A 13,948-nucleotide genomic window follows, 5' to 3' on the forward strand; every position below is an offset into this window, starting at 1 on the left:
GTCCGCGCCAGGCAGCCAGGCGTAGGAATCGCCCTTGGCGTCGCGCACGTCGGCATGAAAGGCGATGTTGGCGACGGCACCGGTGGTGGCATCGAAGCGCGCAATCAGCCCCTGCGGATGCTCGCGCGAGAACAGCACATTGGCGCAGACCGGCGCCTTGCCGTCGCGCGGAAAAACCGCCACCGCGAGGTCGATGCTGGGCGGGGCATCCAGCGGCTCGCCGCCACGCAGGCTGTCGGCCGTCTGCTCGAAATGCTGGGCCTGGACGGCTTGCAGCAGCGCTGCAGCCAGGTCGTCTTTCCTCACAAGCTCAATCCCTCCAGGGGCAGCGGGCTCGCGCGGCCCGACACCAGTTCGGCCACGATGTTGGCCGTTGCGAAAGAGAACGTGAACCCCAGGGCACCATGCCCGACATTCAGCCACAGCCCGGGCACGCCGCTGGCGCCGAGGATGGGCGCGCCGCTGGGCGTGGCCGGGCGCAGGCCGGCCCAGGGCGTGGCGCGGTCATAGTCGGCCGCGTGCGGGAAGGTGGCACGCACCGAACGCTGCAGCGAGGCCAGCCGCCGGCCATCCAGACTCAGGTCGTCGCCGACCAGGTCGACCATGGCCGCGATGCGCAGCTCCTGGCCGATGCGGGCGTAGAGGATCTTCTTCTCGAAGTCGGTCACGCTGACCTCGGGCGGCCGGTGACCAGGCTGGATGGGCGCCGTCAGGCTGTAGCCCTTCAACGGGTAGATCGGCAGCTCGACGCCCACCGTGGCCGCCAGCGCCCGGCTGTGCAGGCCGGCGGCGAGGACGACCGCATCCGCGCCAATGCCGCCGAGTTCGGTCTGCACGCCCAGCACGCCGCCCTGGGCATCGCGCTGCAGGCTCTTGACGCGGCCGCCGAGCCGGCCGCGAAAGCGCTCGTGCTGGCCCAGCCTTTCGTACAGCGCCGTGCAGAAGGCATGGCAGTCGGCCACCGCCTCGCCGGGCGTGAAGATGCCGCCGGCCAGCGTGGCCTCGGTGTCAGCCAGGGCGGGTTCCAGCGCGACGCACTCGTCATGCGACAGGGCCTGTTCGGCACCACTGCCCTTCACACGGGCGGCGACACGCGCGAACTCCGTCGGCTTGCGGTAGACGACCAGCTTGCCCGGCGTGCGCAGCGCGATGCTGTCGCCCAGCTGCGCCTGGGCCTGCAGCCGCGCGAACGAGGCCTGGCTGTAGGCGCCCAGGGCCAGCAGCCTCTCGGTCGTGCGCCGGTTCACGGGCCCGCGGCAATTGCGCAAAAAGGCGATCAACCAGGCCCATTGCGCCCAGTTCGCCTCGGGTTTGAAGCGCAGCGGGCCGTCGGGGTCGAGCAACCAGCGCAGCGCCTTCAGCGGCACGCCGGCGTCGGCCAGCGGCGACACATAGCGATAGCTGAGCTGGCCGCCATTGGCACGGCTGGCGCCCTGGGCGACCTCACCGTCGCGCTCGATCAGCGTGACGCCGTGGCCACGCTCCAGCAGCGCCCAGGCGGTGGTCAGGCCCACCACACCGCCGCCGATCACCACGCAATGCTTCATCCTGCCCTGAACTTCTTGAACCTGGCGGCAGGGTAAAGACGGCGTGCGGCCGCTGCCAATGAAACCGGCGGCCACGGCCATAACCGTGCGACATGGGAGCGGGCGCACTCAGAGGCCGGGCGTCGGCCTGGCGCGGCGGTTGAAATGATCGTCAAGCACATCCAGATAGGCGCGCTGTGTGTCGGGCGGCAATGAGATGCGCAAGGTGTCGCGCAGCATCGCGGCGCCCTCTGGCGTGCCCAGAGCCGCGTCGATGAGGCGGATGGCCGCGTGGCCCCAGGCGGTGCGCGGGCAGGCGATGCCGCTGACGATGGCCTCGCTCGCACCCTTGATGGGCAGCGCCGCCAGCGCCGGTTCGCCCGATTGTTCGTCCGCGGGCTGGCTGGCCTGGGCGATCAGGACGTTCGGGTAGTCGAGGGTGTAGTCCGCCCGGCGCTGCATGAGCATGGGCAACAGGCTGCTGCCGTAGTCGCCGCCGAACAGGTGCTGCACCTGCGGGCCGGCGGGCTGGGCCTTGATCAGCGCATCCAGGGCCGGCCCGTAGCTGCGTCCCTGGGCCAGCACGCCGCGCAGCGAGGCGTCGGCCAGCAGGGCCTTGAGGTCCACGGCGCCGTTTGCGTCCAGCGGCAGCGCGGCGCGACGGTCCCGGCGCACGATGAGCTGGGGCGGCGGCACCAGCCAGGTGTCGGTGAAATAGGCCAGGCGCTCGCGCTCCGGTGTGCGCGCGGCGCCGGCATGGCAGGCCCGCCGACGCTCGCGGATGAGCACCCAGCTGCGCTCGGCATTGGCCACCGTGGGCTGCAAGGCCACACCGGGCAGCCGCGCCTGCAGCCAGCGCGTCAGCTCGTCTGCGGGGTGGCGCATGACGTCGCCATCCGGCACCACCATGGTGTTGCTGACCAGCCAGAGGATGGAGTCGACCGCCGGCGGTGCGTCGGCGGCCTTGCCGGTGCTGCTGGCTACCGCAATAGCAAGGGCAAGGCCGGCCTCCCGGACTCGCATGCGCGGGTCCTCAACCAGCCAGCACGGCCGCCATCGCCTCGGCGGTGGCTTCGACGTTGCGGGTGTTCAGGCCGGCCACACACATACGGCCGGAGCGCAGGATGTAGACGCCGAACTCGGTCTTGAGCCGCTCGGCCTGCTCGGCGGTGAGGCCGGTGTAGCTGAACATGCCGCGCTGGGTCAGGAAGTAGCTGAAATCGCGGCCCGGCAGCTTGGCGGCGAGCACATCGTGCAGCTGGCGGCGCATGGACTGGATGCGCTCGCGCATGTCGGCCACTTCGGCCTCCCACATCTCGCGCAACACCGGCGTGGTCAGCACCTTGGCCACGACCTGGCCGCCGTGCATGGGCGGGTTGGAGTAGTTGCGGCGGATCATGAATTTCATCTGGCCGAGCACGCGCGCAGCCTGGTCAGCGTCGGGGCAGACGACGCTCAGGCCTCCGCAGCGTTCACCGTACAGGCTCATGCTCTTGGAGAAGCTGTTGGCGATCAGGAAACTCAGGCCCTCGTCGGCCAGCAGGCGCGGCGCGAAGGCGTCTTCGTCGATGCCGTCGCCATAGCCCTGGTAGGCCAGGTCCAGGAAGGGCAGCAGGCCGCGCTCGCGGATGACGGGCACCAGCGCGCGCCATTGGTCCTGCGTCAGGTCGACGCCGGTCGGGTTGTGGCAGCAGGCGTGCATGACGACGATGCTGCGCGTGGGCAGGGCCTTGAAGAAGGCCAGCATCGCGTCAAAGCGCAGGCCGCCGGTGGCCGGGTCGTAGTRGGGATAGGTCTCGCAGGTGTGGCCCGAACCCTCGAAGACCGCACGATGGTTGTCCCAGGTCGGGTCGGAAAGATAAATCTTGCTGTCCGGGAAATAGCGCTTCAGCAGATCGGCGCCGACCTTCAGGCCGCCACTGGAGCCGACACCCTGGATGGTGGCGATGCGGCCGGCCTTGATGGCCGGGTGATCCACGCCGAACAGCAGGGCCTRCACGGCGCTGCGAAAGTTGGCCGCGCCTTCCATCGGCAGATAGGGCCGCGGGCCGGCCACCTCGACAACGGCCAGTTCGGCCGCGCGCACCGAGGGCAGCATGGGGATGCGGCCGTCGTTGTCGAAATAGATGCCGATGGACAGGTTGATCTTGCCGGCGCGGGGGTCCTTCTGGAAGGCCTCGTTGAGGCTCAGGATGGGATCGCCGGCATAGGCATCGACGTGCTCGAACATGGGGTGGGTCTCCGATGGGAAGTGCCGATTATCCAGAGCCTCGTCATCAAGGCTGTGGACTGCGGTTGAACCCACCGGTGCTAGCCTGCGGCGGCTCAGGGAGAGCCCTATGCCGGTGCGTCATGTCTTCGTGTTGATGTTGGAGAACCGCTCCTTCGATCACTTCTTCGGGCTCAGCGGCCGCGTGCCCCGGCCCGCCGACCCTCGCTTCGGCCCCGGCGCCACCGACCGCGCCAGCGCTGATCCGCCGCACGAGTTCGATGCCGTTCGCCAGCAGATCAACGGCGGCGCGATGGACGGCTTCCAGGGCGTCGGCTGGCAGGGCTTCGAGCCTGCACAGGTGCCCGTGATCCAGCAGCTCGCCGACGAGTTCCTGCTGTTCGACAACTGGTTCTCTTCCCTGCCGGGCCCGACCTGGCCCAACCGCTTCTTCGTGCATGCCGCGTCCAGCGGCGGCCTGGCCACCAGCCCGACGAACCTGCAGATCGCCGGCTCGGTGATCGCGAGCAATTCGGTCTTCCGCTTCGAGCACGGCACCCTCTTCGACCGCCTCAACCAGCGTAGCCAGCCCTGGCGCATCTATCACGGCGACGTCGTTCCCCAGGTGCTGGCCCTGCCCGGCATGGCCAGCACCTTCATCAAGCCCAACGAACGCTTTCATCCGTTCAGCAATGGCGATGAAGAGCACCCCGTGCACAGCGATTTCGCGACCGACGTCGCCCACGCCAACTACGCCCCCGTCTACACCTTCATCGAGCCCACCTATGACCCCAGCGGCAGCTTCGGCAGCGGCAACTCCCAGCACCCGCTGGGCCGGGTCAGCGCCGGCGAGGCGCTGATCAAGTCCACCTACGAGAGCCTGCGCAATTCGCCACTGTGGCCCGACAGCCTGCTGCTCATCACCTGGGACGAGCATGGCGGCTTCTACGACCGGGAGCCGCCGCCGGGCGCCACCCCGCCGGGCGACGCGCCGCTGAACCGGCCGACGCCCGACGTGGGCTTCGCCTTTGACCGCCTGGGCGTGCGCGTGCCCGCCCTGCTCGTCTCGCCGTGGGTGGCGCGCGGCAGCCTGGGCAGCCAGGTTTTCCCCGGCCAGTCTTTCGACCACAGCTCGGTGGTCAGATCGGTGTTCGACACCTTCGGCCTCGGCCCGGCGCTGACAGCCCGTGACGCGGCAGCGCCCAGCTGGACCTCCGGCCTGCTGGCCGCGGCCCGCCAGGGCGCCGCCGCCGGCCCGCTGACGCTGGCGGACCCGGTGCGCGATGCCGCGCCGGCCGCCGCGCCGCCTCACCGCGACGAGGTGGACGGCTTCCTCGCCGGCCGCGCGCTGATCGCGCACGAGCTCGACCGTGCGATGACGGCCGCATCGGGCGACCGCCCCGTCGGCAATCTGAAGCCGCTGACGCCGGCCCAGTTCCGCGCCAAGCGCAAGGCGGCGCTGAACGATCCCGAATTCTCGTCGCACGTCGCCCAGTACGTGCAGGAGGTGGGTGCACGCGCTCAGGCGCACCGTGACCGCGTGAAGCGCCGGGCCCGACGCACGGCGGCGGCGCCGGTCTAGCGCCAGGCCACCCAGCGCCCGTGCGGGTGGCTCCAGCCCAGCGCTCGCTCAGCGACCCGGCCGGCTTCGAGGTGGCGCAGCGTCCACAAGGTCATCGACGAGGCGGCCTCGTCGGCAGGCAGGACCGGTTCGGGAGGCACCGCCTCCTGCGCACTCAACGCTGGCAGGTCGCCGCAGATCCAGGCCAGGCCGTGGCTCAGCGCCAGCCGGTCGGCCGTCGCGCGCAGCCGGTCGAGGTCAGCGTCATTCAGGTAGTACAGCACCCAGCTCGTCAGCAGCACCGGTTGAACGCCCGCGGGCAGACCGGTCAGCCACGGCTCGATCGCGGCGATGCAGTCGTCGGCCTGGCGCACCGTGTGCGGCAGAGACTGCATCTGATGCGCGGCGCGGGCCAGGCGTTCGCGGCGGGTGGCGTCGTGCGGCCACAAACAGGCCTGCAACCAGCGCAGGCGCTCCGGGTCGCCCGGATCGACGGGGGCGGGATCGAGGCCGTAGCGCAGCGTCAGTCGCCAGTCGGCGGCCGCGGGCGGCGGCGCAGTGCCCAGCCAGCGCGATTCGATCTCGGCGCGCCGACCATCGCGGGCCGGACCGCGCTCATGCCAGCGACCATCGTCAGTGCGATAGCGCAGCGCGTATTGGTCGACACCGAGGTTGAGGCCGGCACTGCAACCCAGGTCCAACAGCGCGAGGTGGCGGGCGCCGGTGGCACGCGCCGCATCGCCTAAAGCCGGCCAGAGGGCCGCGCCGCGGGCGATCTCGTTGGTCTGCGTCGCGCCATGACGCAGGTGATGCAGCAGCGCCGGCCATTCGCGCTCGAGGCAGGCCGACAGCGCGGTGGCCAAGGCCGCGTCCGGCTCACGGCTGCCACCGGCGCTGGGATAGTAGGCGGCCAGTTCGGGCGCCGCACCGGCCAGCACGCGTTCATGCAAGGCCGCCAGCAGCAGATTGGCCTTGCGCTGCTCGGGGGGCGCCTCGGCCAGCAGGGCCAGCGCCCGGTCGTCGTGGGCGGCCACGCCGCACAGCGCAACGTAGAGCGGTTCCTGGCTGCATTCCTCGCGCCCGAAACGGGCCAGCAGCATCGACAGGTCAGGTCTTTCCATGCACCCAGCATAGGCAGGCCGGGCGTCGCCTTGTGTCGGCCAGCCGACAATGCAGCATGTCCCACGACCCCGCCTTGCAGCGCGTCTTCGCGGCCCATTTCCCGGGGATCGCGTTGCCAATCGACATCGCGGCCGGCATCGCACGGCGACGCCTGGCCGATGGGCGCAGCCTCTTCGTGCAGGGCCAGAAAACGGCGGCCTTCTACGCGGTCGCGGCCGGCGAGATCGAGACCCGTTTCACGGCCGCGGACGGCACGGTGTCGGTCATCGAGAACGTCGGCCCGCCGCGACTCTTCGGCCTCGCCGCCTTCGCCGCCGGCCAGCCTTCGGAATACGAGGCGATCGCGCGCGGCGCCACCGAGGTGCTGGTCTTCGGCCGCGAGGCCTATACGCGCCTGATGGACGAGGTGCCGGGCTTCGCGCGCGCCCTGCTGGCCGAGTTCGCCCGCCGCTATGACGGCACGCTGCGCCTGCTGCAGGCGGCGCGTCACCAGGGTGCAGCCGAACGCTTCGCATTGGCGCTGGCGCAGCTGGCCCGCGAGCGTGGCCGTGCGGCTGACGAGGGTTGGGTCGAAGTGCAGGCCACGCAGGCCGAGCTGGCGCGCCTGGCCCATCTGTCGCGGCAGACGGCCAACGAGCTGCTGGGCGAGGCGGAGGCCGCCGGCCAGGTCAGGCGGGGCCGAGGCCGCTGGCTGTGGCGGGCTCGGTAACGGCCGGAACGGGCGTGCAGGACGGCACGCTCGCTCGCCGCGTTACATGTCGGCGCGCCGGGCTTCGGCCGTAATGTGGCAACCACCGGCCCGGGCTTCCCGACCCGCCGGCGTTTTTCCGGAGCTACTGCCTTGTCCGACATCCAATCCATCGTCATCGTGGGCGGCGGCAGCGCCGGCTGGCTGGCGGCCTGCTTCCTGCAGCGCGCCCTCGGCGCGGTGCGCCAGACACCCCTGCCCATCACGCTGATCGAGTCACCGCGCATTGCCGGCATCGGCGTGGGCGAGGCCACGCTGCCGACGCTGCGCGGCATGATGCAGGCGCTGGGCCTGCCCGAGGCCGCCCTGTTCGGTGCGGCCGATGCGACGCTGAACAATGGCGTGCGCTTTCACGGCTGGCGCAGCGGCGGCAGCGCGGCCGACGACAGTTACGACCACCCCTTCGACGCGCCTCCACCCTTCGGCGGCTTCGCGACGACGGCCCACTGGCTGAACCTGATGCAGCGCGGCCTGACCCAGCAGCCCATGGCCCAGGCCTGCACGGTGCAGACGACGCTGTTCGACGGCCACCAGTCACCGAAGCTGATGGACTCGCCCGACTACCAGGCGCCGGTCAGCTATGGCTACCACCTGGACGCCGCCAAGCTGGCCATGCTGCTGCAGCAGACCGCGCTGCGGCGCGGCGTGCGCCATGTGCAGGGCGAGGTGGCTCAGGTGCAGCGCGGCGCAGCCGGCATCGAGGCGGTCGAACTGGCCGACGGCCGGCGCTTTGCCGCCAGCTTCTTCGTCGACTGCAGCGGGACAGATTCACTGCTGCTGCAGCGGGCCCTGGGCGTGCCCTGGGTGTCCTATGCCGACTGGCTGCCCTGCGACCGCAGCATCGCCGTGCCGGTGGCCTATGCGCGGGACGACACCGCGCTGCGCAGCCACACCGCCATCACGGCCCAGGACGCCGGCTGGAGCTGGGAGATCGACCTGCAAAGCCGCCGCGGCACGGGCTATGTCTATGCGTCGCGCTTTTGCAGCGACGACGAGGCCCTGCAGCGGCTGCAACAGCTCAATGCCGGGCACCGCGCGCTGGCCGCGCCTCATTTCACGACGCTGCGGGCCGGCCATGCCGCGCGGATCTGGGAGCAGAACTGCCTGGCCCTGGGTGCGGCGGGCGGCTTCGTCGAGCCGCTGGAGTCCACCAGCCTCTACCTGGTCGAATGGGCGCTGCAGATGTTCGTCGACCATGTCGCGCCCTCGGGCAACAGCGCGGTTTGCCGCGACCGGCTGAACCGCCTGGCGGGCGACTTCCACGAGGAGCTGCGCGACTTCATCGTCGCCCACTACACACTCTCGCAACGGCGTGACACGCCGTTCTGGCGTACCTGCACCGACGCAGCGGCCCTGCCGCCGCGCCTCGTCGAGTTGCTGGCCCTGTGGGATGCCAAGGTGCCGACGGCCACTGATCTGGACAGCCGCCTGTCGCCCTTCGGCCCGTCCAACTGGTCCTATGTGCTGGCCGGCCTGCATCGCCTGCCCAGCCAGGGCATCGGCCTGGCCGCCCACATCTCCGCAGAGGTCAGCCAGCAGGCCCTGGCCCATGTGCGTGACGTCCGCCGCGCGGCATCGGAGCAGTCACCGACGATGCGGGACTATCTGCGCAGCCAGCAGGGGATGGCCCCGCAGGTAACAGCTCACTGAAGCGAGTCAGGTCGCGGCGAGTGCCGCTTCAATGTCGCCCCGCATCTTTTCAGGCGGGTCATTTGGCGCATAGCGCTTGATGACCTGGCCGTCGCGGCCGATCAGGAACTTGGTGAAGTTCCACTTGATGGCCTCGGTGCCCAGGAAGCCCGGCTTCTCGCTCTTCAGGAACTTCCACAGCGGGTGGGCCTCGCCGCCATTGACCTTGGTCTTGGTCATCATCGGGAAGCTGACGCCGTAGTTCAGCTCGCAAAAAGACGCGATCTGGTCGTTGCTGCCTGGGTCCTGGCCGCCGAACTCGTTGCTCGGGAAGCCAATGACGACCAGCCCCCTGGGGCCGTAATCCTCCCAAAGCTGCTCCAGGCCCTTGAACTGCGGCGTGAAACCGCATTCGCTGGCCGTGTTGACGATGAGCAGGACCTTGCCGCGCTGCGAGGCCAGGTCGGCCGGCTCGCCGCGGATGGAAACGGCCTGGAAGTCGAAGACGCTCTCGCTCATGGGCTTCCTCCCTAGAAAGGCCGTCCATACTAACCCCAGGCAGGCCCGAGGGTTTGTAGCATGGCGCCGCCCGCGCGGCTGGCCGTCCAATCGCGCGAACTTGGCGCCCCGTCCTCCGGGACAGGCTCACGTCAGCAACTTCGGAAACCACCCCATTCATGGATCACCTGGCTTGCTACACCCCGGCCGACCTGGCCGGACGCACCCCGCCCGACTTCAGCACCTTCCGCTGGAAGCTGCTGGCCCAGGGAGACTCGTGGTTTTCGAATGCGCGCGCCAAGCTCAACGCCCACGCCAACCTGCTGCAGGAGCTGGTCTTCAAGTCCAACACGGCCGCGGTCAATTGCGCCGGCACCGGCAATGCGCTGTCGCACATGGTGGACCTCGAGTCCAGCCCCGACTTCGTGCGCCTCTTGACCGGCCCCGACGCGCCGACCTGGGACGGCATCCTGCTGTCCGTCGGTGGCAATGACCTGATCGCCGCGGCACGCACGCCGGCCCAGAACTGGAATGGCGAGCCCATCCCCCTGGAGCTGCGCCTGCTGCGCCACCAGACCGAATGGGGGCCGCCCTCGGCCGGCGTCGCGCGCTATTTCTCCGAGCCCGGCTGGGCGACCTATGCCGACTACCTGCGGGCCAACGTCAAGCATCTGCTGTCCTTGCGCGACCAGGGCCCGTCCATGGGCAAGCCCGTCTTCATGCATTGCTACGCCGTGCCCATGCCGCGCCCGGCGGCCGCCGAGGGCGGCGATGACCTGGGCGCGGGCGGCCCCTGGCTTTACCCGGCGCTGAAGGCCTATGGCGTGCCCGCCGCCGATTGGGCTGCCGTCAGCCGGCTGATGGTCTTCCATCTGGCCCAGCTACTGAAGAGCATGGCCGCAGACAAGGAAGCCTTCCGCGGCCTCTTCATCTTTGATTCGACCGCCGTGCCGCTGGCACTGGCCGCGCCGGGCTCCACCGGCATCAGCGGCGACTGGCACAACGAGATCCACCTCAACCACAGCGGCTGCTTCAAGATCGCACGCGCCTGGAGCGAGCACATCGAGATGGTGCTGGAAGGCAAGCACCTGATCCCGGTGCCCACCGGCCGCAAGGGCCGCGGCAGCAGCGCCAGCAGCTGAACGTCCCGTCTTTCTGGCAGGTCTGCCAGGTCTGCCGGGGCCGGATTACCGGTCCTGCGGCAGGTGATCCGTGCGGGCCAAGTCGAGCAGATGCTCGACCTCTTCCTTGTGCACGACCAGGTTGCGCTGGTGCCAGCGCCGGATCCACCACATGGCACCGGCCACGACGACGCCGAAGATCGTGATCGCGCCGAAGGCCGACAGGCCGAAGCGGGTCATCGCCGTGTAGAAGGCGCCCAGGCCCAGGATGCAGGCCTGCTCGTTGAAGTTCTGCACCGCGATGCTGCGCCCGGCCCCCATCAGGTTGTGGCCACGGTGCTGCAGCAGCGCGTTCATCGGCACGACGAGGTAGCCGCCGATGCCGCCCAGCAGGATCAGGAAGGGGGCAGCCACCCACACGTTGTGGATGAGGTTCATGAAGATGACCAGCAGCCCCATCGCAATGCCCAGCGGAATGACGGAGGTGGCGCGGTCCAGCCGGCAATACAGCGATGCGACGACGGCGCCGACCGCCGTGCCAATGGCGACGACGCCCACCAGCGAGGACGCCTGTGTCGTGCCATAGCCCAGGGCCGCGGCGGCCCAGGCCAGCACGATGTAGCGCAGATTGCCGCTGACACCCCAGAACAGCGTCGTGGTCGCCAGCGAGATCTGCCCGAGCTTGTCCTGCCAGAGCCTGCTGTTGCAGGACGAGAAGTCGCGCACCAGGCCCAGGAAGCTGTGCGCATAGGGCTGCAGCGGCGCCGAGGTGCGCGGGATGCGCAGATTGAACAGGGCCGCCAGCACATACAGGCCGACGAGGCTGGCGATCGCCGCCTCGGGTGCGGAGTCGATGCCGGTCTCCATCATCGGCATGTCGATCAGCAGCAGCAGGTGCGAGACGCGGTCACCGATCAACTGACCACCGAGCAGCACGCCCAGGATGATGGACGTGATGGTCAGGCCCTCGATCCAGCCATTGGCCTTGACGAGCTGGGACGGTGGCAGCAGTTCGGTCAGGATGCCGTACTTGGCCGGCGAATAGGCGGCCGCGCCCAGGCCGACGATGGCATACGCCGCCAGTGGGTGGGCGCCGAACAGCATCATCAGGCAGCCCACCACCTTGATGCTGTTCGAGAAGAACATCACCTTGCCCTTGGGCACGGCGTCGGCAAAGGCTCCGACGAAGGGCGCCAGCACGACGTAGAACAGGGCGAACATCGGCACCAGCGCGGCGCGCTGCCACTCGGCGGCGCCGGAGGAACGCAACAGCTCGACGGCCGCGACGAACAGTGCGTTATCAGCCAGCGAGCTGAAGAACTGCGCCGACATGATGGTGTAAAAGCCGCGTTTCATCGGTCGGAGCGCAATCCTGAACTGTCTTCTGCTTGTAGGCCGGTAAAACGGGAGCGGCGCGGGTTTATAGCACGCCCCTAGTTCGGCAGCGGCGCCCCAAACCCGGGCGCAAAATCCGGCCATGCCTCGCCCGATTGAAGCCCTGATTCATACCGAAGCGCTCGCTCACAACCTGGGTCGCGCGCGCGCTCAAGCCCCCAACGCCCGAGTCTGGGCCGTCGTCAAGGCCAATGCCTATGGTCACGGCATCGAACGCGCCTTTGAGGGCCTGCGCGCCGCCGACGGTTTCGCGCTGCTGGACCTGGCCGAGGCCGAACGGTTGCGCGCCCTGGACTGGCGGGGCCCCATCCTGCTGCTGGAAGGCGTGTTCGAGCCTCGCGACCTGGAGCTGTGCTCGCGCCTCAAGCTCTGGCACACCGTGCACTGCGAGCAGCAGATCGACTGGCTGGCCATGCACAAGACGCACGAGCCGCACCGCGTCTTCCTCAAATTGAACTCGGGCATGAACCGGCTGGGCTTCACGCCGRCCGCCTTTCGCGCCGCCTATGCGCGCCTGGACGCCCTGCCCCAGGTCGACGAGATCGGCTTGATGACGCATTTTTCGGACGCCGACAGCTTGCGGCAAGGTGTCGACGGCATCACCCACCAGCTCGCCGCCTTCGAAGCCGTGACCGAGGGGTTGGCCGGCGAGCGCAGCATCGCCAACAGCGCGGCAACACTGCGCCACCCAGCTCGCACAGCCCAGGACTGGGTGCGCGCCGGCATCATGAGCTATGGCGGCGTGCCCGACTTCCCCGAACACGATGCCGCCCACTGGGACCTGCGGCCGGCGATGACGCTGCGCTCAAAGATCATCGGCGTGCAGCAGCTGCAGCCCGGCGACACCATCGGCTACGGCAGCGCCTTCACGGCCGAGCAGGTCACGCGCGCAGGCATCGTCGCCTGCGGCTATGCAGACGGCTATCCGCGCCACGCGCCCACCGGCACGCCGGTGCTGGTGGATGGCAAGCGCACGCGCACGCTGGGCCGGGTGTCGATGGACATGCTGGCGGTGGACCTGTCCGAGCTGCCTGCCAGCGGCTTTGGCAGCGAGGTGACGCTGTGGGGCGAAGGCCCGCATGGCTCGCGCCTGCCCATCGACGAAGTGGCGCAATCGGCCGGCACCATCGGCTACGAGTTGATGTGCGCCGTCGCGCCGCGCGTGCCTGTTCGCAGTGTTGGCAATGCCTGATCTCCACTGGACCCCGCGGCCGGACGAACTCGAGTTCGACGCCATCCGCGCCAGCGGCCCCGGCGGCCAGAACGTCAACAAGGTTTCGAACGCGGTCCATCTGCGCTTTGACATCCACACCTCCAGCCTGCCCGAGGCCGTCAAGGCGCGGCTGCTGAACTGGGCCGACCAGCGCATCACCTCGGAGGGCGTCGTCGTCATCAAGGCCCAGGACTCACGCAGCCTGGAGCGCAACCGGGCGGATGCCGTCGCGCGGTTGATCGAGCTGGTGCAGGCCGCCGCCCATGTACCCAAGGCGCGCCGCGCGACCAAGCCGACCTATGGCTCCAAGCAGCGCCGGCTGGAAGGCAAGTCCAAGCGCAGCGACATCAAGGCCGGGCGGCGCGGGGCGCGGGATTTCTAGGCGGGGCGGTAGATCGTGATCCGCTTGAGGCCAGGGCGGCTTCAGTTAAGGTTCATCCGACCAGCACTTGAACCCAGGGAGAACAAATTGACTTACCGCTTGGCGGCGCCATTTCTTTCGGCGGCACTTTTGTCGGCGTGCTCCACATATTCGATAGAACCAGGGGCAGACGTGGCGAGAGTTCGACTCGTCACCTACACCAACGACAAAACACAATTTTCAGTACATGACTTGGATGCTTGTCCAGTTCGCAAGCAGGTAATGCGCAAAGTCATCTCGGGCGAAAAGATCAGGCGGTCTGTGACTCTTGGAATGAAGGGGCGCGCTGATCCATACGCAAACGACGTGGCTGAATTCATGCTTCCGGCTGGCCACAAGCTAGCGGTTCTCGTCGGTTCAAGTAAGGATGTCGGCCCAACCCTCTTTTCTAACGGCTACTACTGTTCAGTCGGCATTTTGCTAGCGCCGAAACCAGGTTCGGACTACGAAGTCCAGCTCGAGTCTTCGTCCTTCAGATGCCGTGCAAGGGTGTTCAAGCTGGTAG

Annotated in this window: 14 protein-coding genes; 7 read left to right on the forward strand and 7 right to left on the reverse strand. The window is 69.0% G+C overall.

What is annotated here, in order from left to right:
* From ACXJKR_RS10560 to ACXJKR_RS10575, 4 genes are all read right to left on the reverse strand, one after another.
* A partial coding sequence (locus ACXJKR_RS10560) for a hypothetical protein (protein ID WP_457322809.1) occupies nucleotides 1-306 on the reverse strand: 306 nt, incomplete at its 3' end.
* Complete coding sequence (locus ACXJKR_RS10565) at nucleotides 303-1,547, reverse strand: D-amino acid dehydrogenase (protein ID WP_457322810.1); 1,245 nt, start codon at nucleotides 1,545-1,547, stop codon at nucleotides 303-305. The genes ACXJKR_RS10560 and ACXJKR_RS10565, both read right to left, overlap by 4 nt.
* Nucleotides 1,548-1,655: 108 nt before the next feature.
* On the reverse strand, nucleotides 1,656-2,549 hold the full coding sequence (locus tag ACXJKR_RS10570) for a hypothetical protein (protein WP_457322811.1): 894 nt from the start codon (nucleotides 2,547-2,549) through the stop codon (nucleotides 1,656-1,658).
* Nucleotides 2,550-2,559: 10 nt separating this feature from the next.
* Nucleotides 2,560-3,756, reverse strand: coding sequence for an amino acid aminotransferase (locus tag ACXJKR_RS10575; RefSeq protein ID WP_457322812.1), 1,197 nt, complete (start codon nucleotides 3,754-3,756; stop codon nucleotides 2,560-2,562).
* 109 nt (nucleotides 3,757-3,865) lie between these two features.
* Between ACXJKR_RS10575 and ACXJKR_RS10580 the strand changes: the two genes are divergently transcribed.
* Nucleotides 3,866-5,317 carry an alkaline phosphatase family protein gene (locus tag ACXJKR_RS10580; protein ID WP_457322813.1) on the forward strand — a complete coding sequence of 484 codons (1,452 nt, stop codon included), beginning with the start codon at nucleotides 3,866-3,868 and terminating at the stop codon, nucleotides 5,315-5,317.
* Here the strand turns inward: ACXJKR_RS10580 and ACXJKR_RS10585 are convergent.
* Nucleotides 5,314-6,417 (reverse strand): DUF2332 domain-containing protein, encoded by a 1,104-nt coding sequence (locus tag ACXJKR_RS10585; protein ID WP_457322814.1) that lies wholly within the window; start codon nucleotides 6,415-6,417, stop codon nucleotides 5,314-5,316. The two genes, ACXJKR_RS10580 and ACXJKR_RS10585, sit on opposite strands and share 4 nt — an antisense overlap.
* A 56-nt stretch (nucleotides 6,418-6,473) precedes the next feature.
* Here ACXJKR_RS10585 and ACXJKR_RS10590 point away from each other — a divergent pair, with 56 nt between their 5' ends.
* Nucleotides 6,474-7,127, forward strand: a complete 654-nt coding sequence (locus tag ACXJKR_RS10590; RefSeq protein ID WP_457322815.1) for a Crp/Fnr family transcriptional regulator — start codon at nucleotides 6,474-6,476, stop codon at nucleotides 7,125-7,127.
* 132 nt (nucleotides 7,128-7,259) lie between these two features.
* A complete protein-coding gene (locus tag ACXJKR_RS10595) occupies nucleotides 7,260-8,816 on the forward strand; it encodes a tryptophan halogenase family protein (RefSeq protein ID WP_457322816.1) in 1,557 nt (518 codons plus the stop codon).
* A gap of 6 nt (nucleotides 8,817-8,822) precedes the next feature.
* Here the strand turns inward: ACXJKR_RS10595 and ACXJKR_RS10600 are convergent, their stop codons facing one another.
* Nucleotides 8,823-9,314 (reverse strand): glutathione peroxidase, encoded by a 492-nt coding sequence (locus ACXJKR_RS10600; protein WP_056192017.1) that lies wholly within the window; start codon nucleotides 9,312-9,314, stop codon nucleotides 8,823-8,825.
* A 158-nt stretch (nucleotides 9,315-9,472) separates the two neighbouring features.
* Between ACXJKR_RS10600 and ACXJKR_RS10605 the strand changes: the two genes are divergently transcribed.
* Nucleotides 9,473-10,435, forward strand: coding sequence for a hypothetical protein (locus ACXJKR_RS10605; RefSeq protein ID WP_457322817.1), 963 nt, complete (start codon nucleotides 9,473-9,475; stop codon nucleotides 10,433-10,435).
* A gap of 45 nt (nucleotides 10,436-10,480) precedes the next feature.
* On the opposite strand, the gene lplT is transcribed toward ACXJKR_RS10605, so the two are convergent.
* Entirely contained in the window at nucleotides 10,481-11,770 is a 1,290-nt protein-coding gene (gene lplT, locus ACXJKR_RS10610) for a lysophospholipid transporter LplT (protein WP_457322818.1), read from the reverse strand.
* Nucleotides 11,771-11,891: 121 nt separating this feature from the next.
* Between lplT and alr the strand changes: the two genes are divergently transcribed.
* From alr to ACXJKR_RS10625, 3 genes are all read left to right on the forward strand, one after another.
* On the forward strand, nucleotides 11,892-13,001 hold the full coding sequence (gene alr, locus ACXJKR_RS10615; RefSeq protein ID WP_457322819.1) for an alanine racemase: 1,110 nt from the start codon (nucleotides 11,892-11,894) through the stop codon (nucleotides 12,999-13,001).
* A complete protein-coding gene (arfB, locus tag ACXJKR_RS10620) occupies nucleotides 12,994-13,404 on the forward strand; it encodes an alternative ribosome rescue aminoacyl-tRNA hydrolase ArfB (protein ID WP_457322820.1) in 411 nt (136 codons plus the stop codon). Before alr ends, arfB begins: the two co-directional genes overlap by 8 nt.
* 87 nt (nucleotides 13,405-13,491) lie before the next feature.
* Nucleotides 13,492-13,948 (forward strand): hypothetical protein (locus ACXJKR_RS10625; protein ID WP_457322821.1); only part of this gene is annotated, 457 nt, incomplete at its 3' end.

This window comes from Roseateles sp. P5_E11 (assembly GCF_054049355.1).

Bases quoted from the DNA above. Each gene is read 5' to 3' on its own strand.
- ACXJKR_RS10565 (WP_457322810.1), bottom strand. From the start codon at position 1,547: ATGAAGCATTGCGTGGTGATCGGCGGCGGTGTGGTGGGCCTGACCACC.
- ACXJKR_RS10570 (WP_457322811.1), bottom strand. From the start codon at position 2,549: ATGCGAGTCCGGGAGGCCGGCCTTGCCCTTGCTATTGCGGTAGCCAGC.
- ACXJKR_RS10580 (WP_457322813.1), top strand. From the start codon at position 3,866: ATGCCGGTGCGTCATGTCTTCGTGTTGATGTTGGAGAACCGCTCCTTC.
- ACXJKR_RS10585 (WP_457322814.1), bottom strand. From the start codon at position 6,417: ATGGAAAGACCTGACCTGTCGATGCTGCTGGCCCGTTTCGGGCGCGAG.
- ACXJKR_RS10590 (WP_457322815.1), top strand. From the start codon at position 6,474: ATGTCCCACGACCCCGCCTTGCAGCGCGTCTTCGCGGCCCATTTCCCG.
- ACXJKR_RS10600 (WP_056192017.1), bottom strand. From the start codon at position 9,314: ATGAGCGAGAGCGTCTTCGACTTCCAGGCCGTTTCCATCCGCGGCGAG.
- ACXJKR_RS10605 (WP_457322817.1), top strand. From the start codon at position 9,473: ATGGATCACCTGGCTTGCTACACCCCGGCCGACCTGGCCGGACGCACC.
- lplT (WP_457322818.1), bottom strand. From the start codon at position 11,770: ATGAAACGCGGCTTTTACACCATCATGTCGGCGCAGTTCTTCAGCTCG.
- arfB (WP_457322820.1), top strand. From the start codon at position 12,994: ATGCCTGATCTCCACTGGACCCCGCGGCCGGACGAACTCGAGTTCGAC.